Origin of the sequence: Streptomyces sp. NPDC000345 (genome assembly GCF_042898825.1) — a bacterium.
Taxonomy (GTDB): Bacteria; Actinomycetota; Actinomycetes; order Streptomycetales; family Streptomycetaceae; genus Streptomyces.
Window position 1 is genome coordinate 893,359 of record NZ_JBIAZE010000001.1, and the last position, 23,568, is coordinate 916,926.

Here is a 23,568-nt window from a genome sequence, read left to right on the forward strand (position 1 = left end):
GCCCGCCCGGACGGGACCGCGGCACACCCTCAGGGAAGCAGCCGCGGCTTCTTCTTCGCCGCCACGTCCTCCACCCACCCGCACAGCAGGACGAAGACCGCGATCAGCACCCAGGCCACCCCGAACATGAACCACTGGCTCTCCAGCGGCAGGTACTTCTCGAAGGCGGGCACGTTCCAGAACTGGTCGATCAGGGGGACGGCCAGAACGAGCGCGATCTGGTGCCAGAGATAGATCGTGACCGCGCGCGCGTTGAAGACGGTGACGAGGCGGTCGGCCCGGGGGAAGCGGGTGAGCCGGGCGAAGTCGATCCGGAAATGCGCCTTCGCCCACATCAGCAGCATCACGCAGCCGGCCGACCAGTAGGCCTGCGCGAGCGGGTTCTCGTCCAGGTCGTAGGTGCCGAAGTCGGTCTGGTGCGCGAGGGCGTACCAGCCGCCGAAGCCGATCGCCGCGAGGCAGAGCCCGACGACGGCGGCCGGCTTCATCCGCTCCAGGACGCCGTCGCGGTGCGCGAAGCCGACCATCCAGCAGAAGAGGTACGTCGACAGGTCCCACAGCAGGGTGCCGAGCCGGTTGTCCGGGCCCGACCAGACGAAGTTCAGCACCAGGACCGGTGTGAGGGACAGCGCGAGGACCGGCAGCGGGGCGAGGCGGAACAGGCGCAGCAGCAGCGGGGAGAGCAGGACGAACCAGAGGTACGTGCGCAGGTACCAGAGGATCTCCCAGGCCTGCTCGCCCCAGGCGTTGCCCGGGGGGTCGCCCAGCGGGACGATCCAGTAGACGATCTCCCAGTTCGGCATCCAGCCGTGGATCAGCATCGCCAGGACGACGAAGACGCCCCAGAACCAGAAGGGGGGCAGGAGGCGGCGGAACCGGCTCTTCACCACCTTCAGCGGCGGACGCTCCAGGGACTTCGCCATGAGGGTGCCGGCCAGGCCGAACATGATCCCCATGGAGGGGAAGACCATGCCGGCCCAGGCCCAGCCGAAGGTGTGGTAGGTGACGACCCTGATGAGGGCCAGGGCTCTGAGGGTGTCGAAGTAGCGGTCCCGCTGGGGGGCGCGGGGCCGGGGCGGAGACGGCGACTCCTCTTCTTCGGCGGCCACCCCGGCCGGGGCCTCCGGTTCCGGTTCCGGTTCCGGCTCCGGCTCCGGCACCGGCAGCGGCAGCGGCGCGGTCTCCTCGACGGCGACGCTCTGCCCGTACTCCCCGTACTCCCCGTACCTCCCGTACTCCTGCGGGTACGGGTACGGGTACGGGTACGGGTACGGCTGCTGCGCGTACTGCTGCTGCCCGTACTCCTGGCCGTACCCGTCGTCGTGGCCCTGGGGATACGACGGCTGGTGGCCGTACCCGTACCCCTGCTGCTGCTCCCAGCTCATCCGCTCACCCCCGCCGGGGTGCCGACCTCGCCGGTGCGCTTCAGCTTCTGCCAGCGCAGGCGGCCGCCGGTGAGGGCGGTGATGCAGGAGTGGATGAGGACGAGGTACATCATCTGGCGGTAGGCCAGCTGCTGCAGCGGCATCATCAGCAGGTACCGGTACTTCTCCCGGTCCAGCCGGAACGCGTACGCCGCGCAGCCGAGCTGGACGCCCAGGACGGCGAGCCAGGCCAGCAGGGCCGCCTGGAAGTCGATGAAGATCATCGAGTAGACGGTGAACACGTCGATCAGCGGGGCGAAGACCGGCGTGACGATCTGGAACAGGACGACCAGCGGCATGCCGACCCGGCCGAAGCGGCCCGAGGGCCCCTTGTCCGTGAGGGACTTGCGGTGCTTCCACAGCGCCTGCATGGTGCCGTAGGACCAGCGGTAGCGCTGGGACCACAGCTGCTTGAGCGAGCCCGGCGCCTCCGTCCAGGCCCTGGCGTGCTCCTGGTAGACGACCTGCCGGCCCGCGCGGTGCATGGCGATGGTGATGTCGGTGTCCTCGGCGAGGGTGTCCTCGCTCATGCCGCCGACCTCCAGCACGGCGTCGCGACGGAACGCGCCGATCGCGCCGGGGATGGTCGGCATGCAGCGCAGCAGGTCGTACATGCGGCGGTCGAGGTTAAAGCCCATCACGTACTCGATGTGCTGCCAGGCGCCGATGACCGTGTCGCGGTTGCCGACCTTGGCGTTGCCGGCGACCGCGCCGACCTTCGGGTCGGCGAAGGGCTGCACCAGGTGGTGCACGGCGTCCGGCTCGAAGACGGTGTCGCCGTCCATCATGATGACGATGTCGTAACTGGCGTTGCGGACGCCGTTGTTGAGCGCGGCCGGCTTGCCCGCGTTCTCCTGCCGGACGACCCGGACGTTGTGCATGCCGAGCTTGTCGGCCGCGGCGCGCGCGATCTCGGACGTGCCGTCCGTCGAGCCGTCGTCGACCACGACGATCTCGATCGGGTGGGTGCTCTGCGCCAGCGACTCCAGCGTGTTGGCGATGCACTCCTTCTCGTTGTACGCCGGGACGATCACGCTCACCGGGCGGGTGACCGTCGGCCCCCAGCTGAAGCGGCGTTTGTTGCGCTGCCGGTAGTGGCGGCGGGCGAGGAGGAGCATCATCCCGAAGCGGCCCATGACCGCCACGCCCACGATCATGAGCCCCACCGACAGCGCCGGGACCGTCCACTCGGCCAGCGCGACCGCCGCGATGAGCGCCTTGCCCTCGTAGAGGGTCATGCCGCCGGCCTCGCGGTGGGCCGCCTGGAGGGGGCTGCGCGCCGCGTCGGTGCCCGTGCCGTCGCCGGTGCCGGTGTTCCCGCCGACGCCGTAGCCCTCACCGTTCGGTACGCCCCCGGACTGCCCGCCGGTGCCGGCGGTGCCCGCACCGGACGTACCGGCCGCCTGCTGCTGTCCCGCCACGGCCCCCGCACCGGAACCGGAAGCCTGCCGGCCGGCCGTGTTCCGCCCGCCGGCGTTCTGCTCCTGCAGCACGCCGCTGACGGTGGTGAAGGAGTACCCCTTCGCCTTCATCTTCTTGATGTACGTCGGCAGCGCCGCGATGGTCTGCGACCGCTCGCCGCCCGCGTCGTGGAAGAGCACCGAGGCGCCCTCGCCGTCCTCCGGCGTGGCCCACTTGATGATCTTCGAGACGCCCGGCTTCTTCCAGTCGTCGCTGTCGGTGTCGATGAAGACGCTGGTGTAGCCGTCCTCGCCGAGCGCCTTGTAGACGGGCCAGCTGTAGTTGTCGATGGCGTCCGTCTCGGAGGAGTACGGGGCGCGGAAGAGCGTGGTCGTGATGCCGGCCGCGCCGGCGAGCGCGAGCTGGGTCTGCTGCATCTCACGGTTGACGCGGGCGTCGCTCTGGTAGGAGAGGTCGACGTGGGTGAACGTGTGGATGCCCACCTCGTTCCCCTGGTCGACCATGTCCTTCACGATGTCCGGGTAGCGGGAGACCATCGAGCCCACGACGAAGAACGTGCCGGGTACGTCGTACTCCTCGAGGATCTCGAGGACCTTCGGCGTCCAGGTCGGGTTCGGGCCGTCGTCGAAGGTGAGCGCGATGGTCTTGTCGGGGACGGAGACCGTCGTCGCCCGGCCGCCCCGGAAGGTGAGGATCGGGCCGCCGTCGAGGACGTCGTCGGGGACCTTGCTGGAGCTGGCGCCGGTGCGCACGCGCTGGTCGCCGCCGACCTCGGCGCGCAGATAGCCGTCGAGCAGCATCACGCTGGTCAGCGCGAGCAGGAGCAGCAGGGCGAGGATGACACGCGGTTTCTGCAGCGCAGCGGCCTTGCCCGCCGCCCGCTTCATGCGGGTGGGGGCGCGGCGGCGCCCGCGGGAGGGAGTCGTCGTCGTCATGGTGGTGGTGGCGGTCCCGTCAGTTGGCGGAGGCGGAGGCGGAGGCGGACGGGGAGGCGGTGCCCGTCGGCAGCGACGAGGGGGCCGTGCCGCCGGGCGCGCCGACCTCGTAGCCGATGCCCCCGTTCGGGCGGATGCCGCCCCCGGGTCCCTGACCGTTCTGGCCGTCACCGCCGAACGGCAGCAGCGAGGACGGCGTGAGGGACGTGCCCCAGCCCATGAAGGCGGCGCCGAGAACGGCCGCGTAGGCGAGGCAGCCCACGCCGAGGAGGATGCCGACCCGGCGCAGCAGCTTGGACCTGCGTCCGGAGTTGTCCACGAACACGGGCCCGTCGGCGGCGTTGCTGCCACGTTTGCGACGGCGACCGCGAACGGCGTCACGACGATCGACGGCAGACTCGGAAGACTCGGAATGCATTCCCCGGATATTAGGGAGTCTTTATGTGTCGGAAACCCGGAAATCCATGTGAGAGGCCCATGAGAAAGCTCTTAACCTGTCTCTTTCCTGAGAGTGTCCCGGAAAGCCTGCACGGACCGCACCCCGTAGGCCAGGGTTGAATGCCCCTCTTGAGAGGGTGATTGTCCGTTATTGCCATGACGTGGCCGTGGCTGCCCTGTGCGTTCACTGTTCAAAATTTGTACGTCGTCGTGTGAGACATTTTCACTTGGAATACGTACTCAGATTTTCCCTGAGACAGAAATCACGAGAGCGGGTGCATGTGCGATGAGGAGTTTCCTGAAGCCGATGGCCGGGCTCAGTTGCCTGTTTGCCCTGGCCACGGCGGGGTGCTCCGCAGGGTCCGACGGCGGTACGGACGCAGCACCCGAGTCGACCGGGCCGAGCGCGGCGTCCCCCTCCGCGACGGCCGCGGAGGCGGCTTCGGCCGGCACCTCCTACGCGCCGTACGTCAGCGCGACGGAGGCCTCCGACAACGATTCCGCGGGCTCGCCGGCGGCGTACAACCTGGCGTTCGTCATCTCCGACGGCAGCAGCTGTACGCCGGAGTGGAACGGGACGGAGGCCGTCGACGACTCGGCGGTGACGTCCCGGATCTCGGCGCTGACGGAGTCGGGAGCCACGGTCCGTGTCTCCTTCGGCGGGGCCTCCGGCAAGGAGCTGGCGTCGACCTGTGACAGCGCGTCGGCGCTGGCGGAGGCGTACGGCGAGGCCCTTGACGCGGCCGGCTCCACCCAGGCCGACTTCGACATCGAGGGCGACGAGCTGACCGACGCGGACTCGGTCGCCCTGCGCTCGGAGGCGATCCGGCTGCTCCAGGAGGAGCGGCCCGGCCTGGAGGTCTCCTTCACCCTCCCGGTGATGCCGTCCGGGCTGGACGAGGACGGCCTCGCCCTGCTGGCGTCCGCGAACAAGTTCGACGTCCAGGTCTCCACCGTCAACCTGATGACGATGAACTACGGCGAGTCGTACACCGGAGACATGGGCGCGTACGCGATCACCTCGGCGAAGGCCGCGCAGGCCCAGTTGAAGGAGGTGTTCGGCACGACGGACGCGACCGCGTGGGGGGCGATGGCGCTCACCTCCATGATCGGGACGAACGACGTCGACAACGAGACGTTCGGCCTCGCCGACGCGGCGCAGGTGCGGGCGTTCGCCGAGGAGAAGGGCGTGGCGTGGGTGTCGATGTGGGCGACGTTCCGCGACCGGCAGTGCGAGGACGGGACGGACACGGACGACCCGCTCACCAACTGCAGTGGGGTGGAGCAGAGTTCGGGGGAGTTCGCGGAGGCGTTCTCGGGTTAGCCCTCGGCGCCGCCCATACGACGCTGCTCAGCGCCGCCGGTACACCAGCCTGCCCTCGACCACCGTGGCCACGCAGCTGGACGCGCCCGCCGCCGGGAGGTCCGCCTCGTCCGCGACGTCGAACACGGCGAACCGGGCGGCGGAGCCGGGCTCTCTCGGGGACGCGAACTCCACCGGCAGGCCGGAGGCGTACGGATCCAGCGAGGGCACCCCGGCGGGGCGCCCGATCCGGCCCACGACCCTCAGGCCGGAGCGGTGCACGGCGTCCCGTACGGCCCGGTTGCGCAGTTCCTCGCAGGCGGCGGCGACCGTGCCGTGGGCCAGCATGCGCTGCACCCCGCGCCGGGCGCCGGCACCCCAGCGGGCGTCGTCCATGGCGAGGGCGGCGAGCGCCTCCCCGGTCAGCGGTGCGGTGCCGAGTTCCTCCGCCTCGCGCGGATCGGGGTGGTACGCCTCCTCCAGCAGCTCGGTGCCGTGCAGGTTGATCAGTCCGGGGGTGAGGATGCCGGGCCACTGGCGCACCCGCGCCCGCGGACGCCCGGCGGCCAGTTCCTCCAGCGGGCCGGCCGCAGCGATCAGGGCGCCGTCGACGACGAGCGCCCGCCCACGGGAGTCGGCGTGAATCGTCAGCAACGCGGCCCTAGTTGGAAGCGAGCAGCTTCAGCTCGGGGTGGGCGGTGCCGCCCTCGATCGCGGTGGAGGAGATGTGGGACATGACCCGCTCGTCGACGGGGTCGTTCGCCGGGTCGTCGTGGACGACGAGGTGCTCGTACGTGGTCGAGCGCTGGGCGGGGACACGGCCCGCCTTGCGGATCAGGTCGATGATCTCCAGCCGGTTGGAACGGTGCCTGGCGCCGGCCGAGGAGACGACGTTCTCCTCCAGCATGATCGAGCCGAGGTCGTCCGCGCCGTAGTGCAGGGAGAGCTGTCCGACCTCCTTGCCCGTGGTGAGCCAGGAGCCCTGGATGTGCTGGATGTTGTCCATGAAGAGCCGCGCGATGGCGATCATCCGCAGGTACTCGAAGAGCGTGGCCTGCGTACGGCCCTTCAGGTGGTTGTTCTCGGGCTGGTAGGTGTACGGGATGAAGGCGCGGAAGCCGCCCGTCCGGTCCTGTACGTCACGGATCATCCGCAGGTGTTCGATGCGCTCGGCGTTGGTCTCGCCGGTGCCCATGAGCATGGTCGACGTCGACTCGACGCCCAGCCGGTGCGCGGTCTCCATGATCTCCAGCCAGCGCTCACCGGACTCCTTGAGGGGCGCGATGGCCTTGCGCGGGCGGGCGGGGAGCAGTTCGGCGCCCGCGCCGGCGAAGGAGTCGAGGCCGGCCGCGTGGATCCGGGTGATCGCCTCCTCCACGCTCACCTCGGAGATCCGCGCCATGTGCTCGACCTCGGACGCGCCCAGCGAGTGGATCACCAGCTGCGGGAACGCCTCCTTGATGGCGGAGAAGTGCTTCTCGTAGTACTCGACGCCGTAGTCCGGGTGGTGGCCGCCCTGGAACATGATCTGGGTGCCGCCCAGTTCGACGGTCTCGGCGCAGCGGCGCAGGATGTCGTCCAGGTCGCGGGTCCAGCCCTTGTCCTTGTCCTTGGGGGCCGCGTAGAAGGCGCAGAACTTGCACGCCGTGACGCACACGTTCGTGTAGTTGATGTTCCGCTCGATGATGTACGTCGCGATGTGCTCGGTGCCGGCGTACTTGCGGCGGCGTACGGCGTCGGCGGCGGCGCCCAGGGCGTGCAGGGGCGCGTCGCGGTAGAGGTCGAGCGCCTCCTCCGGAGTGATCCGCCCACCGGCGGCGGCGCGGTCGAGGACGGACTGAAGGTCGGCCTTCTCGGTCACCGGGAGCGTCCCTTTCGTCAAGGGTTGTGGACGGACCAAGCCAGCCTACGCCAGCGTTTTCCCGGGGCTCACCTCAGGCCGCGTACGCGCCGATCAGCAGCCCGGTGAAGGCTCCCGCGAGCATGAACGGCCCGAACGCGATCGCCGTCCGGCGCCCGGCCCGTCCCATGACGACCAGTGCGCCGCCGTACAACGCGCCGAGCAGGAAGGCGGCCAGGGTGCCCAGCATGACGGTGGGCCAGCCGTACCAGCCGAGGACGGCGCCCGTACCGAGGGCCAGTTTGACGTCGCCGAAGGCGAGGCCGGCCGGGTTGACCAGGTGCAGGACCAGATGGCCGCCGCCGAGGACGAGCGAACCCAGCAGGGCCGTCGTCCAGCTCCCGGCGTGCTCGGGCAGCAGCGCGACCGGGCCGAGCAGAGCGAGGGCGGCGGCCGCGAGGGGAAGGGTGAGCGGGTCGGGCAGCCGCTGCACGCGCAGGTCGACGACGGCCAGCAGCACTCCGAGGGGCGCCAGCAGCAGCCAGACGGCCAGCTCGGGCCGGAGCCCGGTGGCGGCGGCGAGGACGGCGCAGAGGAGGGCGGTGACGACGGGAAGGAGGAGTGCGCCGGGGGCGTACGACGGGGTGGCGGGCGCCGGGGAGAGCCGGCCGGCGGCCACGGGCGGGGGGAGGGGGTCGGCGCACGACACCGCTCCGGGCCCGGGCAGGTGACCGGCGGCCGGGGCGCCCGGGACACCGGCACACGGCCCGCACCGCCCCCGCCCGAGCCACCCGCGCACCGGGTGCCCGGCCGGACAGGCGTCCCGCCAGCCGCGGTCGGCCTCCTCCGCGGGCACGGAGAACCGGTAGGCGGCCCTGGGCAGCAGCGCCCCGGCCAGCAGGCCCCACACGGCGGCGAGGGCGGACAGCGTGAGGTCACTGGGCGGTGTGCTCATCACCGGAGATGGTAGGAGACCCGGGGCCCGCCCACCGGCCCACCCGCCCGCCGTCCGCGGCTCGTTCCCGGCTCCCGCCTACCGCGTCCGGGCCGCACGGCTCTTCCCCCTGCCCTTCTTGCGCAGCCTCCTCAGCCGGGCCTGCCGCTCGGCCCGGCGGGCCTTTGTCCGCGTCCGGCGCCCCCGGTACCGGAGCCGGACGGCCACCCCGACCGTCACCGCGTACATCACGAACACGCCGCCCGTGCCCGGGATGTACGCGCAGACCGCGGAACCCGACGAGCAGGTGCGGCCGGGCAGCGCGCCGAGGACGAGGAGCGCCGGTCCGAAGGACAGCGCCCGGCAGACCGCGCCGGCGACCGCGTACGCCCGGCGGCCGCGGGACCGCTCCGGCGCGGCGCACCACACGCCCCCGGCCCACCCGGCCACCGACAGCAGCCCGAGGACGGCGCCGGCCGTCCAGCCGCCGCCGGGCAGGTCCGTCAGCGCGGGGGCGGCGGCCCGTACGAGGCGTTTCAGCGTTCCGAGCGTGAGCACGACGACGGCGAGGACCACCGCGCCGAAGAGGACGGCCGCCGCGATCCGCAGGCCGTCCCGTGCCGTGAAGGGTTCCCCGCCGCCCATCGGCCGCCCGCCTACCGCACCTTGGACAGGCGCGCCGTCGGGTTGCCCTCCGCGCTGCTGTCCGAGGTGTACGTCAGATCGTCGCCGGTCGGGGTGAACCGGATCGTGTGGGGCTGCGGGTTGCAGCCGGCGTGGTTGCCGGGCGCGCCCTTCGAGTCGGCGACGACCTCGTTCTCCGTCACCTTCTTCAGCGTCAGCACATCGACGCAGACCCCGCCGAGCACATCGGTCTGCCGCAGTTCGCCCAGCGCCTCGCCCACGCCGGCCTGTTCGAGGGTCACCCGGAAGGTGCCCATGGGGAGGGTGCCGCCGAGCCCGCTGCCCTCGCCCTCCCAGGTGCCGACGTAGCGCGCCGGGAGCGCGGTGGGCGCCTCGCCGTCGACGGCGCTCGACGCGGCCGTCGGCGTCGGGGGGCGGGCGCCGCTCGCGGTGTCGGAGTTCTCGCCGCCGCCCGGCAGGAGGTCGAACACGAAGACCGAACCGACCGTCACCGCGGCCAGCGCGCCCGCGACCGCCAGCGCGACGGTGCAGCTCAGCCGCCGCCCGCGGCCGCCCTCCCCCGGCGTGGCGGCGGCCGACACGGTGACGGCCATCTTCCCGGGCCGTCCGGCGCCCGTGGCATCCGGCACGGCGTCCCGCGGCGCGGGCACGCCCGCCAGGGCCGCCGGGCTCGCGTCCATCACCGGCGGCGGCCCGAACTGCCCCACGGCCGACGGCTCCGCCGTCCCCACCGACGCGCTGCTGAACCCGACGGGCCCGGACGCGACGGCCTCCGCCCCGGCCCCGGCCGCCTCCAGGTTCAGCAGGTGTACGGCGCTGCGCCCCACCTGTTCCACCAGCGCGCCCGGCAGCCAGCCGGCCGCCACCAGCCGCGCCGCCCCTTCCGGAGCGAGCCGCCGGGCCACCTCGCCGGGGGCCGGCCGGGCCGACGGGTCCTTGGCCAGGCAGGCCTCGACGACCTCGCGCAGCTCTCCCGTGCCCAACGCGCCGAGGGCCGGCTCCTCGTGCACGACCTTGTAGAGCAGCGCGGCCGACGAGTCGCCGGGGAAGGGCGGCTGTCCGGTCGCCGCGTAGGCCAGCACCGCGCCGAGGGAGAAGACGTCGGCCGCGCCGGACACACCCTTGCCGAGGATCTGCTCGGGGGCCATGTAGCCGGGCGAGCCGACGGAGACACCGGTCGAGGTGAGCGACGCCGTGCCGTCCGTGGCGCGGGCGATGCCGAAGTCGATGAGCAGCGGGCCGTCGACCGTGAGCAGCACGTTGGAGGGCTTCACGTCCCGGTGCACCAGGCCCAGTTCGTGCACGGCCGCCAGCGCCTCCGCGAGCCCCGCCCCCAGCACCCGCACGGTGTGCTCGGGCAGCGGCCCCTCGGCGGAGGCGACGGCCGCGGCGAGCGACGGGCCGGCCGCGTACGCCGTCGCCACCCAGGGCACCGTGGCCTCGCAGTCGGCGTCCAGCACCGGCGCGGTCCACGCCCCGCCGACCCGGCGCGCGGCCTCGACCTCGCGCCGGAAGCGGGCGCGGAACTCCTCGTCGAGCGCGAGGTGCGGGTGCACGATCTTCACGGCGACCGTGCGTCCTCCGGCACTGCGGCCCAGATAGACCCGGCCCATCCCGCCGGCGCCGAGCCGGCCGAGCAGCCGGTAGGGCCCGACGGCACCGGGTTCGTCGGCTCCGAGCGGCTGCATGACGTTCCCCTCTCCCCCGCGTCCGCACGGGATCGTACGAGCGATGCGTCGCCGCACTCGACGACCCGCGAGGCAATGCTGGCACCGATCCCGGCGAACGGGCGCCGCCGGGGTGGACGGAGCGGACACGAGGACGTCCAGGGCCTGTTGCGCAAGGGACGTCGTCGCCCGCGGGGCGACCGCGCCGCGCCGTGGGCCTTTCCCGCGCGAGCGGAGCCGAGCATGGGGGAGCGTGCTCCCGGCGTGCGTGCCGGACGTCACGCGGCGGGCGCAGCTTGCACGGCGGGCCCCGAGATGGCCCGGGCGGGCCGGGGGGCGACCGCGCCGCGCCGTGGACCCTTCCCGCGCGAGCGGAGCCGAGCATGGGGGAGCGTGCTCCCGGCGTGCGTGCCGGACGTCACGCGGCGGGCGCAGCTTGCACGGCGGGCCCCCGGGGAGACCCGGGCGGGTGGGCCGGATGGCGGCTCGGCCGGGACGGCGGGTGCTCAGGGCTGGAGGAGCTCCACCCGGACGTCGGCCGGGAAGCCGGTCGTCGGGCCGACCCGGCGGGCGAACTCCGCGACCGCGCTGAGCTGAGGTGCCCCGAAGCGGAAGTCGAGGGTGGTGAAGTACCGCTCCAGGACCCGCTCGTCGAAGGCCTCCCAGCGGGCCGCCTGCTCGGCGACCTTGCCGACCTCCTCCAGGGAGAGGTTGCGGGAGGCGAGGAATGCCCGGTGGACCTCGCGGGTGATGACCGGCTGCCGTTCCAGGTAGTCCCGGCGGGCCGCCCAGACCGCGAAGACGAACGGCAGCCCGGTCCACTCCTTCCAGAGCGCGCCCAGGTCGTGCACCTGGAGCCCGAAGCGCGGTCCGTCGAGCAGGTTGGCCCGCAGCGCCGCGTCGCCGATGAGCACGGCCGCCTCCGCCTCCTGCATCATCAGGCTGAGGTCGGGCGGGCAGGTGTAGTAGTCGGGCCGGACGCCGAAACGGTCCGCCAGCAGCAGCTGGGCCAGGCGTACGGAGGTGCGCGAGGTGGACCCGAGGGCGACGCGGGCGCCGTCCAGCTCCTCCAGCGGGACCTTCGAGACGATCACGCAGGACATGACCGGGCCGTCGCAGCCGACCGCGATGTCGGGGAAGGCCACCAGGTCGTCGGCGTTCCTGAGGAACTCGACCAGGGTGACGGGTCCGATGTCGAGGTCTCCCCGCACCAGCTGCTCGCTGAGCTTCTCCGGGGTGTCCTTGGTGAGCTCGAAGTCGAGGAGCGTGCCCGTTCTCGCGAGCCCCCAGTACAGGGGCAGGCAGTTCAGGAACTGGATGTGGCCGACGCGCGGCCGGGTGCGAGAATTGTCCACATCGCGAGACTAGACCCGGTGGAGTACGCTTCGAACTCCGACCCCCGGGTCAACCCCTTCACCGGATGTTCAAACATCCGGGTGACGTGATCTTGACCTCTATTGCTTTCGGCTGCCCGCGTGCTAGGCTCGCCGCAAGTTGCAGTTTGGTTTCCCTTGCAGTACAGAGCCTGCGGAGCATGTAACCGCGGGCTCTTGACATTTTCAGACGTATGCATTGTGCGGCACTGCTTTCACACTTGCAGGTTCTGGAGCAGGGCAACCCTTTGGGCCCAAGGAGGGCTTATGGCTACCGGAACCGTGAAGTGGTTCAACGCCGAAAAGGGCTTTGGCTTCATCGCCCAGGAAGGCGGCGGCCCCGACGTCTTCGTCCACTACTCCGCGATCAACGCCACGGGTTTCCGTTCCCTCGAGGAGAACCAGCAGGTCTCCTTCGATGTGACGCAGGGCCCGAAGGGTCCGCAGGCGGAGAACGTCACCCCCGTGTGACGATCTCCCCCCTGTGATCGCAGTCTGAAAGCAGTACCCAAGGAGCCCCGTGCCTTCCCGGCACGGGGCTCCTGCCTTTCCCCGGACCCGGCCCCCGCTTTCCCGGTGAATTCTCCGTGAATCGCCGTCGTCTCAGACGTGCTGCATCACCAGCACGAAGCTCGTCCCGGCCACCAGCGCCTCGTACGCGTGCGGCACATCGCCCCGGTAGGTCAGGTAGTCCCCCGGCTCCAGCTCGACCGGCTCCCCCACGGGCCCCGCCTTCACCCTCCCCGTGCTCACGATCAGATGCTCGACCGTGCCCGGGATGTGCGGCTCCGACACCCGGGCGGCGCCCGGCTCGGCCCGCAGGTGGTAGATGTCCCGGCGGGCGCCCGGCGGACTGGCCGACAGCAGCGTCGCCACGTACGGCGCCTGCTCCGAGGCGACGGTGGGCCCCTCCCCCGCCCGGATCACCCGCACGGCGGGCACCGGCGGCTCGACCAGCGCGCTGAACGGCACCCCCAGGGCCACGCCCAGCGCCCAGATCGTCTCCATGCTCGGATTGCCGCTCGCCGCCTCCAGCTGGGAGAGCGTGGACTTCGCGATGCCGGCGCGTTTGGCCAGCTCGGAGAGGGACAGCCCGGCGCGGGTGCGCTCACGCCGCAGGGAGGCGGCGATCCAGTCCAGGGGCAGACGGGGGGGCGGGGGCACGGCGTCGGACATGTCGTTCGCTCCATCGGTACGTTCGTTCGTCTTGACGAACAAGGGCCGTTGTGTTCATTGTAGAGAACATGCGTTCGCCTCACCGAACACCCCGTCCGGCGCCCGCCCCGACCGGCAGCGTTGGGCCACTTGTCCGCGACAGCTCACTCGTCTGGGTGGCGAGCGGGGTGATCGGCGTCTCCTTCGGCGCGATCTCCGTGGCCGGCGGACTGCCCGTCTGGGTACCGGTGGTGATGTCCCTGACGGTCTACGCGGGCTCGGCCCAGTTCAGCGCCGTCGGCGTGCTGCTGGCCGGCGGCGGACCGCTCGCCGCGGCGGCCACCGGCCTGCTCCTCAACACCCGTACGGCCGCATTCAGCCTCGCGGTCGCCGGCCTCCTCGGCCCCGGTCGCGCGGCCCGGCTGCTGGGCGCCCATCTGGTGACCGACGAAACGGTCGCCTTCGCCCTCGCCCAGCCGGACCCGGCACGGCGTCGTACCGCCTTCTGGGTCTTCGGCCTCGGTCTGTTCGCCGTGTGGAACGCGGGCGTGGTCACCGGCGCGCTCGCCGGAACCGCCCTCGGCGACCCGGCCGCGTACGGCCTCGACGCCGCCTTCCCCGCCGTACTCGCCGCCCTGGTCCTTCCCGCCCTCCGCAAGGACGTGCGGCTGCGCCGTCCCGCGGCCCTCGGCACGCTCCTCGCCCTGGCGGCCACCCCGTTCGCGCCGGCCGGGGTACCGGTCCTGCTCGCCCTCGCCGGGCTCCTGCTGTACGGCCGTACGGAGGCCGCCCGATGAGTGCGACGGTCGTGCTGATCCTGACGCTGGCGGTGGGCACGTACGCCTTCCGGCTGGTCGGCCCGGCGCTGCACGGACGGGTGGAACTACCCGCCCGTGTCCAGGAACTGCTCTCGGCCGGAGCGGTCGTCCTGCTCGTCTCCCTGCTGGCCACCGGCGCGCTGACCGAGGGCGGGGGCTTCGCCGGGTGGGCGCGTCCGGCCGGGGTGCTGGTGGGAGCGGTACTGGCGTGGAGGCGGGCGCCCTTCGCGGTGGTGGTGCTGGGGGCGGCGGCGACGGCGGGGGTGCTGCGGGCGGTGGGCGTGGCGTAGAAACGCCGCCGCTGTCAGTGGGGGTGGTTAGGGTCCCGGCCCATGACCACCTCCGACTTCCTCACCGCCACCCGCACCTTCTACGACGCCATCGCCGAGGACTACGCCGAGCGCTACCGCGACGAGCTCGCGGCGAGGCCGCTGGAGCGGGCCGTCCTCACCGCGTACGCCGAGCTGGTCGGCGCGGGAGGCCGGGTGGCCGACCTCGGGTGCGGGCCCGGCCGGACGACGGGATTCCTCGCCTCGCTCGGGCTGGAGATGTCCGGCCTCGACCTGTCGGAGTCGTTCCTTGCGATCGCGCGGCGGGAGAACCCGGGGATCCGCTTCGAACAGGGCTCGATGCTGGAGCTCGGCTTTCCCGACGGCGGTCTGTCGGGGGTCGTCTCCTGGTACTCCTCCATCCACACCCCCGTGGACGAGCTGCCGGCGCTCTTCGCGGAGTTCCACCGCGTGCTGGCCCCCGGCGGCCCTCTCCTCCTGGGCTTCCAGGTCGGCGACGAGCCCCGCCACTACGACCGCCCCTGGGGCCACCCGGTCACCCTCGACTTCGAACGCCGCCGCCCGGAGCGGATGACCGAACTGCTGACGGTGGCCGGCTTCACCCCGCTGTCCCGCACCGTGCGGGAGGCGGAACCCGGCCTCGGCGAGTCGACCCCGCACGCGTTCCTGATCATGCGGAAACGCTGACCGCTGCTGACGGCTGCTGACCGCTGCCGGATGCGCCGCATGCGCTGCATCCGGTGATCACGAGCGGTGTCGCCGCGGCGGGGCGGCTGCGCGGCGGGCGGGGCCCGGGAGGGGGCGTCCGCCCGCCGCGGTGCCGTCCGGACGGCTCAGCCGTCTCAGACGGTGCCGCTGTCCGCGATGGTGACCTTGGCCGAGGTGCGGCCGGACTGGCTGCCGAGGCCCTCGATCGTCTTGACGACGTCCATGCCCTCGACGACCTCGCCGAACACCACGTGCTTGCCGTCCAGCCAGGAGGTCACGATGGTGGTGATGAAGAACTGGGAACCGTTGGTGTTCCGGCCGGCGTTGGCCATGCTGAGCAGACCCGGCTTGGTGTGCTTGAGCTGGAAGTTCTCGTCCTCGAACTTCTCGCCGTAGATGCTCTTGCCGCCGGTGCCGTCGCCCCGGGTGAAGTCGCCGCCCTGGAGCATGAAGTCCGGGATGACGCGGTGGAAGGACGAGCCCTTGTAGCCGAAGCCGTGCTGGCCGGTGGCCAGCTCACGGAAGTTGCGGGCGGTCTTGGGCACGACGTCGTCGTACAGCTTGAAGACGATGCGCCCCGCGGGCTCGTCGTTGATGGTGATGTCGAAGTAAACGTTCTCGCTCATGGGCCCCATGATTCCTCGCTTGGGCCGGGTTCCGGTAATCGGCACGGCCGGTACGCGCGCAGGGGGGCGTGAGCAGCCCCGCGCCGGGCCCCCGCCCGGCACCGCGGGTGTGCGGGGGACGCCGGTGAAGCGGTCGCGAAGGAGGGCGTGCGGGCCGGTCGTCGCGAGAACGGCGGGTGAACGCCGGGGCAATGGCTCTGCCCCGGGGGGTGTCCCGGCGGCCCTTCAGGCGGGGCGGGGTGGCGGACAGCCTCGGGGGATGCACGCACAGCGGCAGCACGGCGACGGCGAGCAGAGGCGGCCGGGGGTTCCGGCGCGTACCGTGCCGGCGGCGCGCGGCACCTCGGGAGCCGGAAGGAACGGGGACGGTCCCGCCGGCCTGCTGGCGCTCCAGCGCGCGGCCGGGAACCGGGCCGTGACGGCGGCGGTCCAGCGGATGCTGCGGGAGGAGACGGAGGCGGGCGCTCCGGCGGGCGCGGGCGCGCCTCCCGCCGACGAGGCGGCCCTGCGGGTGTCCACCGATCCCGACGCGGTGATCGTCCGGCTGTCGGCGTCCCTGGAAGAGCACGCGATCCAGAAGAAGCGGAAGTTCAACTTCTGGGAGCCGCACAAGAAGTGGCCCGAGGACTGGCTGCCGGACCAGCACCGGTTGCGGTGGGTGCTGGAGCGGCGGCTGGTCCTCGGGGAGATCTTCCGGCCGGAGGAACTCCGGGACATCGAGATCCTGTCGGAGCGGCGTCCGGCCTGGCTGAACAGTGTGGGCATCGGCACCAGGGCGGAGGGCGAGCGGATCGCCGCGGGCACGAAGGGCTCGCAGGAGCGCGCCGACTACTCCGACTGGCTGCGGCTCAGCCCGGGGCGGCGCGTCCTCGCCGCGACGATCGCCTTCCGGACGCAGCGGCCGGGCCGGGGCGACCCGGTCCCGAACAATCCGGCGTACACCCTGGGCCGGTTCATGCGGGCCCAGGGGCTGCCGCCCGACCATCCCGAACGGCAGGCGCTGGAGGCCGAACGGGACGAGCAGATCCGGGAGACGGCCGTCGACACGCTGTTCCCGGAGGGTGTGCGCGACGACCAGCGGCACGAGTCGGCCGCCGGCCACGCGACGGAGGACATGAAGGCGAAGGACGCCTTCGCGCGGACCATCCTCACCAACGTCCTGCTGGTGCTGCGGCACGGTCTGCAGTACGCCCGGAAGGACGGCCACGTCGACTACCGGGAGGGCGATGTCGTCCGGGCGCTGGCGCACGGCGGCCGCGTCAACATCCGCGTACCGGCCCTGCGCGACGGGGAGAGCCCGCACCAGCTGCTCGACTTCCTCGGCGCGACCCGGAACGGCGTCCCCCACGAACAGGCGGTGCACCGGGGTTTCGCCACCCACCGCTCCTCCATCGGCAGGAACAGGGACGGCGAGCCCGGCCGTTTCGAGGAGAAGGGCGGCGTCGGGGCGTCCCTGACGAACATGGCCTCGACGTTCCTCCCCGGCGTGGCGACCCCGCTGATGCTGGCGGCCAACCTCGCGGGCGGCGGCTTCGGGACGAGGGACTGGAACGGCGACGTGGTCCTCCCCAACGGCTCCTACGGCCACATGCTCCTGGTCTTCGCCGCACCGACGGCGGACAAGGACGGCTCCCTCCTGGTCGGCATCGAGACGATCGCCCCCCACGCCGCCAGCCCCGTCGGCTACCACCACGGCATCCGCTCCACGGAGGCGACCGCCAACCCCGAGTCCGTCCTGCACGGCCACAAGCAGGACAAGATCGGCACCGGCAGCATGAAGGCCAACCAGCGCCTGGTGGACCTGGGAAAGACGGGCGGCGAGAACTGGCACACCTTCCTCGAACAGATCCGACGCGACTGGCTGGCCAGACTGGAATCGGCGAAGGACACAGAGGAAAAGCGCAAGCTGTACGGGGAGTTGGTCGGTCCACGGGCCCGGTGAGCGGTCCTGTGGTGGGATCTGGTCGTCGTCGCGGCCGAGCCCCTCCCTGTGAGCGGGCTATCGGGGGTAGAGCCCCTCCACCTGGTCCGCGAAGTCGCGCAGGATGGCCTCTCTGCGGAGTTTCATCGACGGTGTCAGGTGGCCTTCCGTCTCGGTGAAGTCGGACGGCAGGACGGCGAAGCGGCGGATGGACTCCGGTCTCGACACCAGTTTGTTGGCTTCGTCGACCGCGCGCTGGAGTACGGCGTTCAGCTCCTCGTCGCCGATCAGCAGCTCCGCCGGGACGGGGTGTTTGCCGTTCATGGTGCGCCAGTGGGTGAGGCCGTCGGGGTCGAGGGTGAGGAGGGCGGAGACGTAGGGGCGGCCGTCGCCGAGGACCATCGCCTGGGAGATCAGGGGGTGGGAACGCAGCCAGTTCTCCAGGGGCGCGGGGGCGACGCTCTTGCCGCCCGCCGTGATGATCAGTTCCTTCTTGCGGCCGGTGATCGTGAGGTAGCCCTCGTCGTCGAGTTCGCCGATGTCGCCGGTCGGCAGCCAGCCGTCGGGGGCGGCGGGGACGACTCCGCCCGCCGCCGGGTCCCAGTAGCCGCGCAGCACATGACCGCCGGCGATCAGGATCTCGCCGTCGGCGGCTATGCGGATCTTCGTGCCGGGGAGCGGCCAGCCCACCGTGCCCAGGCGGGGTTTGAGCGGGGGCGTCACCGTGGAGGCTCCCGTGGTCTCGGTCAGGCCGTAACCCTCGTAGATCTCGATGCCCGCGCCGAGGTAGAAGGCGGACAGGCGGCGGCCCAGCGGGGAGCCGCCGCAGATGGCGTGGCGGACGCGGCCGCCCATCGCGTTGCGGAGCCGGCGGTAGACCAGCGGGTCGTAGAAGGTGCGGGCGGCGCGGAGGGTGGCGCCGGGGCCGGAGCCGGTGCCGGTCTTCTGTGCCTCGATGCCCTCGCCGTAGCGGCGGGCCACGGACACGGCCCGGTCGAAGGTCGACAGGCGGCCGCCTGCCTCGGCCTTCGCGCGGGCCGTGTTGAAGATCTTCTCCAGCATGTAGGGGATGGCCAGCAGACAGGTGGGTCTGAAGGCGGCCAGGTCCGGGAGCAGGTCCTCGGCCTTCAGGCTGGGCGCGTGCCCGAGCCGGACCCTGGCCCGGAGGCAGGCGATGGCCACCATCCGGCCGAAGACGTGGGACATGGGGAGGAAGAGGAGGACGGAGAGCTCCTCGTCCTTCGACTTGAAGACGGGGTAGAGGAGTTCGATCGCGTTGTCGACCTCGGCGAAGAAGTTGCCGTGGGTGAGCGCACAGCCCTTGGGGCGGCCGGTGGTGCCGGAGGTGTAGATGAGGGTGGCGAGGGTGTCGGGCCCCAGCACCCCGCGGCGGACGGCCACTTCCCCGTCGGGCACATGCCCGCCCGCCTCCGCGAGCCGTTCCACATGGCTCTTCTCCATCACCCACAGGTGCCGCAGGTCGGGCAGCCGGTCCAGTTCGGGGCCGAGGGCGGCGGCCTGCGCCACCGACTCGGTGACGAGGGCGACGGCGCCGGAGTCCTGGAGGATCCAGCGGGTCTGGAAGACGGAGGAGGTGGGGTAGACCGGGACGGTGACCAGGCCGGCCGCCCAGGCGGCGAAGTCCAGCAGCGTCCACTCGTACGTCGTGCGGGCCATGATGGCGATCCGGTCGCCCGGCATCAGCCCCTCCGCGATCAGCCCCTTGGCCACGGCGTGCACCTGGGCGGCGAAGCGTTCCGCCGTGATGTCCGTCCAGGTGCCGTCCGGTTCCTTGCGGCTGAGGGCCACCGCCCGGGGGGCGGCGGAGGCGTTGTCGTAGGGCAGGTCGGCGAGCGAGCCGTGGGTGACCGGCTGGGCGAACGCGGGTACGGACGCCTCCCGTACGACGCCGTCCAGCCGCCGGGTCTCCGGTTCCACCAGGGTGGGGGGAGCGTCGTCGAAGTCGGCGGAGGTGGGGTGGGGCGTGGACACGGGCGGCTCCCTGGGCGTGCAGCGCGAAAGAACTGCTTGCTGCATGACGTACGTGCCTCGACGGTGGAGGCGTTCACCGGGATGGCCCTGAAGAAAGGGGTTACCACCGGTTAGGTAGGGGATCGTACGGCGTTGGCGTGGGGGGCTTGTGCGTGTTCGGGGATGATCCGGGGTCGGGGCTGTGCAACCTCGTGGATGATGTGAGGGCCGCTCAGTTTCCCCTGGTCGCAGGGGGATCCGGCCCCCCTCACGCACGTTCCGGTGCTGTCGTCAGACCCGTTCCAGCACGGCCGTCACCCCCTGGCCGCCCGCCGCGCAGATCGAGATCAGACCCCGTCCGGATCCGCCGCGTTCGGCGAGCAGTTTCGCCAGCGTGGCGACGATCCGCGCGCCGGTGGCGGCGAACGGGTGCCCGGTCGCCAGGGACGACCCGGCCACGTTCAGCCTGTCCCGGTCGACCGGCGCCAGCCCCTGCTTCTCCCAGGCCGCCAGCGTGGCCAGCACCTGGGAGGCGAACGCCTCGTGGACCTCCACCAGGTCGAAGTCCTCGATGCCGAGACCGGTGCGCTCCAGCATGCGCGGGACGGCGTACGCGGGGGCCATCAGCAGCCCGTCCTCGCCGCCCGCGACATCGCCGTGGACGAAGTCGACGGCGGCCGTCTCGTACGCGGTCAGGTACGCCAGCGGTTCCAGGCCCCGGGTCTCGGCCCACTCCTCGGAGGCCAGGAGGACGACCGCGGCGCCGTCCGTCAGGGGCGTCGAATTGCCCGCCGTCATGGTGGGGTCGGGGCCGTCGGTGCCGAACACCGGCTTCAGCGCGGCCAGTTTCTCCACCGTGGAGTCCGGTCGCAGGTTCTGGTCGCGGGCGAGGTCGCGGAAGGGGACGACCAGGTCCGTGAAGAAGCCCCGCTCGTACGCGGCCGCCAGCCGCTGGTGGCTGGTCGCCGCCAGCTCGTCCTGGGCCTCGCGCTCGATGCCCCAGGCGCGGGCGGTGACCGCCGCGTGCTCGCCCATGGACAGGCCGGTGCGCGGCTCGGCGTTGCGCGGGATGTCGGGGAGGAGATGGCCGGGGCGGATCTGTGCGAGGGCCATGAGGCGGGCGCCGGCCGACTTGGCGCGGCGGGCCTCCAGCAGGATGCGGCGCAGCCGGTCGTTGACGCCGAGCGGGGCGTCGCTCGCGGTGTCGGCGCCGCCGGCGATCGCCGACTCGGTCTGGCCGAGGGCGATCTTGTTGGCGGCGGCGATGATCGCCTGGAGCCCGGTTCCGCAGGCCTGCTGGATGTCGTAGGCGGGGGTCCGCGGGTCGAGTTTCGAGCCGAGGACGGTCTCGCGGGTGAGGTTGAAGTCGCGGCTGTGCTTGAGGACGGCGCCCGCGACCACCTCGCCGACGACTCCGGGCACGTCGAGCCCGTAGCGCGTCGCGAGCCCGTTCACCGCCGCGGTCAGCATGTCCTGGTTGGAGGCGGTGGCGTACGGGCCGTCGGAGCGGGCGAAGGGGACCCGGCTGCCGCCGACGACCGCGACGCGACGGGTGCGCGGGGGTTCCAGGGCGGGCTTGCGCGCGCCTCTCAGGTAGGTCACCTTCGACGGCTCCGAGGTACTCATCTCGACCTGCTCCTCACCCTTGACCTAGACTTACCCCCGGTAACCTTACTCCGGAGTAAGCAATTTTTCATTGGCGCCGAGCCCGTGGGAGACGAGACGAACATGGCCGACCGCTATCTGGGTTTCACCGCCACCGCACCCGGACGCTTCCTCACCCGACGGCTCGGCCTTCCGCAACCGGCGGCACTCAGCCGCTGGTCACCCGAACAGCCCTCTCTCACAGGCACCTTGCTTCACCTTACGGCCGGTACGTCCACCCTCGGCCTCGCGCCGGTCCTCGCCCGCACGGGACTTCCCCTCGGCACCGCCGGCCTCGCCGCCGTCGTCCTCGACGCGACCGGCGTCCGTGACGTCGACACCCTCGCCGAGGTGCACGCCGCCCTGCACCCCGTCGTGCGGTCGGTCGCGACAAGCGGCCGGATCGTGCTGCTGGGCTCGCCCCTGGACGCCGACGACGACCACCACCGGGCGGCCGTGCAGCAGGCCCTGGAGGGGTTCACCCGCTCGCTCGGCAAGGAGATCGGGCGCGGGCGGACCGTGAATCTCGTACGGCTCACCGACGCGGCCGCCGCCGAGTCGACCCTGCGCTTCCTGCTCTCCCCCAAGTCCGCCTACGTCAGCGGCCAGGTGATCGAGGTGGGCGCCGGACAGCCCGGCGAACCCGGCGACCGGGACCGCCCCCTCACCGGCCGCACCGCCCTGGTCACCGGCGGGGCGCGCGGCATCGGCGAGGCGGTCGCCGAGACCCTGGCCAGGGACGGCGCCCAGGTCGTCGTCCTGGACGTGCCGCAGGCCGAGGCGGACGCCCGCCGGGTCGCCGAACGGCTGGGCGGGCGGGCCCTCGCGCTCGACATCACGGCCGCCGACGCGGGCGAGCGGATCGCCGCCGAACTCTCCGACGGGCTGGACGTGCTGATCCACAACGCGGGGATCACCCGGGACCGGCGGCTGGTCAACATGCCCGCCGACCGCTGGAGTTCCGTGCTCGACGTGAACCTCGCGAGTGTGCTGCGCACCACCGACGCGCTGCTCGCCAAGGGCACCCTGCGGCCGGGCGGCCGGATCGTGGCGACCGCCTCCATCGCCGGGCTCGCGGGCAACGCGGGGCAGACGAACTACGGCGCGAGCAAGGCGGGCGTGGCCGGTCTGGTCCGCGCCCTCGCCCCGCGCGCGCTCGCCGCACACGGGGTCACGGTGAACGCGGTCGCGCCCGGCTTCATCGAGACGCGGATGACGGCCGCCGTGCCGCTGTTCATCCGTGAGGCGGGGCGCCGGATGAACTCCCTCGCCCAGGGCGGGCTGCCGGCCGACGTCGCCGAGACCACCGCCTGGCTCGCGCATCCGGCGTCCGGGGCGGTCAACGGGCAGGTCGTGCGGGTGTGCGGCCAGAGCCTGCTGGGGGCGTGATGACCACCCTCGCCTCCCCGCCCGCCCTCGGCCCGCTGCTCGCCCGCGGGGCACTGTGCTCCCCCTTCAAACGGCCGCGGGCCGCCGCCGGCTTCACCGGCGAACGGCTCGTCCTGCCCGGGCTGCGGGTCGACCTGGCCCGGCTCGCGGCCTACGAGCGGGTCTGCGGCTTCCCCACCGGCGACGACGCCCTGCCGCTGACGTACCCGCACGTGCTGGGCTTCCCGCTGGCCATGAGCATCATGAGCGGCCGGGACTTCCCGCTCCCGCTGCTCGGCCTCGTCCACACCTCGATCGAGATCACCCGGTACCGGCCGCTCGCGGCCACCGGGGTGTACGAACTCGCCGTGCGGGTCGACCGTCTGGCCCCGCACCGGCGCGGCACGGAGGCGTTCGTGGTCACGGAACTGAGGGAGTCCCACACCGTCGTATGGGAGTCGACGAGCACCTACCTGGCCCGGCACCGCACCGGTTCCGCGTCCTCTCCCCCGCCGCGGGAACCGGAGGAGGATCCCGTCCCCCTCCCCCTCCTCGACGAGTGGCGGCTCGCCGCCGACGTCGGCCGCCGCTACGGGGCCGCCTCCGGTGACCGCAACCCCATCCACCTCCACCCGCTCACCGCCCGCCTCTTCGGCTTCCCCCGGGCCATCGCCCACGGCATGTGGACCGCCGCCCGCTGCCTCGCCGCCCACGGCACCCCGCCGGCCGTCCGGGCCCGGGCGCGGTTCCGGGCGCCGGTGCTGCTGCCGGGCACGGTGACCTTCGCCTCGGACGGCACCCGGTTCGAACTGCGGGGCACCGGGGAGACGTCGTCCCGGCTCCACGTCACCGGACGGGTGGACCGGCTCTAGGCGCACCGGATCCCGCCGGACAGCACCAGGACCGGTCGCGAGCGGCGCTCGGTGCCTCCGCCCGGCGAGGCGGAGAGGGGCGCGCCACGCGATCCGCGCCTCCGCCGCACGAAGCGATCCGTCGGCCGACGCCGCCGCAGGCAGCAGGCCGAGCCGCACGATCTCGGTGCGGCCCACCGCCGACCGACGCCGCCGCAGGCAGCAGGCACGGGCC

The 23,568-nt window shown here is 72.5% G+C and carries 21 protein-coding genes; 8 read left to right on the forward strand and 13 right to left on the reverse strand.

Annotated features, from left to right (window positions below):
- Nucleotides 1–29: 29 nt before the first annotated feature.
- The 3 genes from ACFY30_RS04130 to ACFY30_RS04140 are packed head-to-tail and all read right to left on the reverse strand — an operon-like array spanning nt 30 to nt 4,100.
- The gene (locus tag ACFY30_RS04130) at nt 30–1,385 is read right to left on the reverse strand and encodes an acyltransferase (RefSeq protein WP_390843570.1); all 1,356 of its coding nucleotides are present in this window, start codon (nt 1,383–1,385) and stop codon (nt 30–32) included.
- Nucleotides 1,382–3,781, reverse strand: coding sequence for a bifunctional polysaccharide deacetylase/glycosyltransferase family 2 protein (locus tag ACFY30_RS04135; RefSeq protein WP_390843571.1), 2,400 nt, complete (start codon nt 3,779–3,781; stop codon nt 1,382–1,384). Before ACFY30_RS04135 ends, ACFY30_RS04130 begins: the two co-directional genes overlap by 4 nt.
- Before the next feature lie 19 nt (nt 3,782–3,800).
- Nucleotides 3,801–4,100 carry a hypothetical protein gene (locus ACFY30_RS04140; protein WP_390843572.1) on the reverse strand — a complete coding sequence of 100 codons (300 nt, stop codon included), beginning with the start codon at nt 4,098–4,100 and terminating at the stop codon, nt 3,801–3,803.
- A 405-nt stretch (nt 4,101–4,505) separates the two neighbouring features.
- Between ACFY30_RS04140 and ACFY30_RS04145 the strand changes: the two genes are divergently transcribed.
- Nucleotides 4,506–5,543 carry a chitinase gene (locus ACFY30_RS04145; protein WP_390843573.1) on the forward strand — a complete coding sequence of 346 codons (1,038 nt, stop codon included), beginning with the start codon at nt 4,506–4,508 and terminating at the stop codon, nt 5,541–5,543.
- Nucleotides 5,544–5,570: 27 nt separating this feature from the next.
- On the opposite strand, the gene ACFY30_RS04150 is transcribed toward ACFY30_RS04145, so the two are convergent.
- The 6 genes from ACFY30_RS04150 to ACFY30_RS04175 all read right to left on the reverse strand — a co-directional run bounded on the left by ACFY30_RS04150 (nt 5,571) and on the right by ACFY30_RS04175 (nt 11,963).
- Complete coding sequence (locus tag ACFY30_RS04150) at nt 5,571–6,176, reverse strand: hypothetical protein (RefSeq protein WP_390843574.1); 606 nt, start codon at nt 6,174–6,176, stop codon at nt 5,571–5,573.
- Nucleotides 6,177–6,183: 7 nt separating this feature from the next.
- A complete protein-coding gene (gene mqnC, locus ACFY30_RS04155; RefSeq protein ID WP_390843575.1) occupies nt 6,184–7,383 on the reverse strand; it encodes a cyclic dehypoxanthinyl futalosine synthase in 1,200 nt (399 codons plus the stop codon).
- 73 nt (nt 7,384–7,456) lie between these two features.
- On the reverse strand, nt 7,457–8,317 hold the full coding sequence (locus ACFY30_RS04160; RefSeq protein ID WP_390843576.1) for a prepilin peptidase: 861 nt from the start codon (nt 8,315–8,317) through the stop codon (nt 7,457–7,459).
- Nucleotides 8,318–8,395: 78 nt separating this feature from the next.
- A complete protein-coding gene (locus tag ACFY30_RS04165; RefSeq protein ID WP_390843577.1) occupies nt 8,396–8,941 on the reverse strand; it encodes a hypothetical protein in 546 nt (181 codons plus the stop codon).
- An 11-nt stretch (nt 8,942–8,952) separates the two neighbouring features.
- Nucleotides 8,953–10,629 (reverse strand): serine/threonine-protein kinase, encoded by a 1,677-nt coding sequence (locus ACFY30_RS04170; protein WP_390843578.1) that lies wholly within the window; start codon nt 10,627–10,629, stop codon nt 8,953–8,955.
- Between the two features lie 485 nt (nt 10,630–11,114).
- On the reverse strand, nt 11,115–11,963 hold the full coding sequence (locus ACFY30_RS04175; RefSeq protein WP_390843579.1) for a menaquinone biosynthetic enzyme MqnA/MqnD family protein: 849 nt from the start codon (nt 11,961–11,963) through the stop codon (nt 11,115–11,117).
- A 285-nt stretch (nt 11,964–12,248) separates the two neighbouring features.
- Between ACFY30_RS04175 and ACFY30_RS04180 the strand changes: the two genes are divergently transcribed.
- Nucleotides 12,249–12,452 carry a cold-shock protein gene (locus ACFY30_RS04180; RefSeq protein ID WP_004984723.1) on the forward strand — a complete coding sequence of 68 codons (204 nt, stop codon included), beginning with the start codon at nt 12,249–12,251 and terminating at the stop codon, nt 12,450–12,452.
- Nucleotides 12,453–12,584: 132 nt separating this feature from the next.
- Here ACFY30_RS04180 and ACFY30_RS04185 read toward each other — a convergent pair whose 3' ends face one another.
- Nucleotides 12,585–13,157: a helix-turn-helix domain-containing protein gene (locus ACFY30_RS04185; protein ID WP_390843580.1), complete on the reverse strand. Its 573-nt coding sequence runs from the start codon at nt 13,155–13,157 to the stop codon at nt 12,585–12,587.
- A gap of 68 nt (nt 13,158–13,225) precedes the next feature.
- Here ACFY30_RS04185 and ACFY30_RS04190 point away from each other — a divergent pair, with 68 nt between their 5' ends.
- The 3 genes from ACFY30_RS04190 to ACFY30_RS04200 are packed head-to-tail and all read left to right on the forward strand — an operon-like array spanning nt 13,226 to nt 14,931.
- Nucleotides 13,226–13,933 carry an AzlC family ABC transporter permease gene (locus ACFY30_RS04190; protein WP_390843581.1) on the forward strand — a complete coding sequence of 236 codons (708 nt, stop codon included), beginning with the start codon at nt 13,226–13,228 and terminating at the stop codon, nt 13,931–13,933.
- Nucleotides 13,930–14,244, forward strand: coding sequence for an AzlD domain-containing protein (locus ACFY30_RS04195; RefSeq protein WP_390658012.1), 315 nt, complete (start codon nt 13,930–13,932; stop codon nt 14,242–14,244). The genes ACFY30_RS04190 and ACFY30_RS04195 overlap by 4 nt, the downstream gene beginning before the upstream one ends.
- A gap of 42 nt (nt 14,245–14,286) precedes the next feature.
- Nucleotides 14,287–14,931 carry a class I SAM-dependent methyltransferase gene (locus ACFY30_RS04200; RefSeq protein ID WP_390843582.1) on the forward strand — a complete coding sequence of 215 codons (645 nt, stop codon included), beginning with the start codon at nt 14,287–14,289 and terminating at the stop codon, nt 14,929–14,931.
- A gap of 155 nt (nt 14,932–15,086) precedes the next feature.
- Here ACFY30_RS04200 and ACFY30_RS04205 read toward each other — a convergent pair whose 3' ends face one another.
- Entirely contained in the window at nt 15,087–15,578 is a 492-nt protein-coding gene (locus ACFY30_RS04205) for a peptidylprolyl isomerase (protein WP_390843583.1), read from the reverse strand.
- A gap of 259 nt (nt 15,579–15,837) precedes the next feature.
- Between ACFY30_RS04205 and ACFY30_RS04210 the strand changes: the two genes are divergently transcribed.
- On the forward strand, nt 15,838–17,520 hold the full coding sequence (locus ACFY30_RS04210; RefSeq protein WP_390843584.1) for a PE-PGRS family protein: 1,683 nt from the start codon (nt 15,838–15,840) through the stop codon (nt 17,518–17,520).
- A gap of 57 nt (nt 17,521–17,577) precedes the next feature.
- On the opposite strand, the gene ACFY30_RS04215 is transcribed toward ACFY30_RS04210, so the two are convergent.
- Together ACFY30_RS04215 and ACFY30_RS04220 are read right to left on the reverse strand one after the other, a co-directional pair.
- Nucleotides 17,578–19,491, reverse strand: coding sequence for an AMP-dependent synthetase/ligase (locus ACFY30_RS04215; protein WP_390843585.1), 1,914 nt, complete (start codon nt 19,489–19,491; stop codon nt 17,578–17,580).
- Nucleotides 19,492–19,761: 270 nt separating this feature from the next.
- Nucleotides 19,762–21,096 (reverse strand): acetyl-CoA C-acetyltransferase, encoded by a 1,335-nt coding sequence (locus tag ACFY30_RS04220; RefSeq protein ID WP_390843586.1) that lies wholly within the window; start codon nt 21,094–21,096, stop codon nt 19,762–19,764.
- 102 nt (nt 21,097–21,198) lie between these two features.
- On the opposite strand from ACFY30_RS04220, the gene ACFY30_RS04225 reads away from it, so the two are divergent.
- Together ACFY30_RS04225 and ACFY30_RS04230 are read left to right on the forward strand one after the other, a co-directional pair.
- Nucleotides 21,199–22,503, forward strand: coding sequence for a 3-oxoacyl-ACP reductase (locus ACFY30_RS04225; RefSeq protein ID WP_390843693.1), 1,305 nt, complete (start codon nt 21,199–21,201; stop codon nt 22,501–22,503).
- Entirely contained in the window at nt 22,503–23,354 is an 852-nt protein-coding gene (locus ACFY30_RS04230; protein WP_390843587.1) for a MaoC family dehydratase, read from the forward strand. The genes ACFY30_RS04225 and ACFY30_RS04230 overlap by 1 nt, the downstream gene beginning before the upstream one ends.
- Nucleotides 23,355–23,568: the final 214 nt, after the last annotated feature.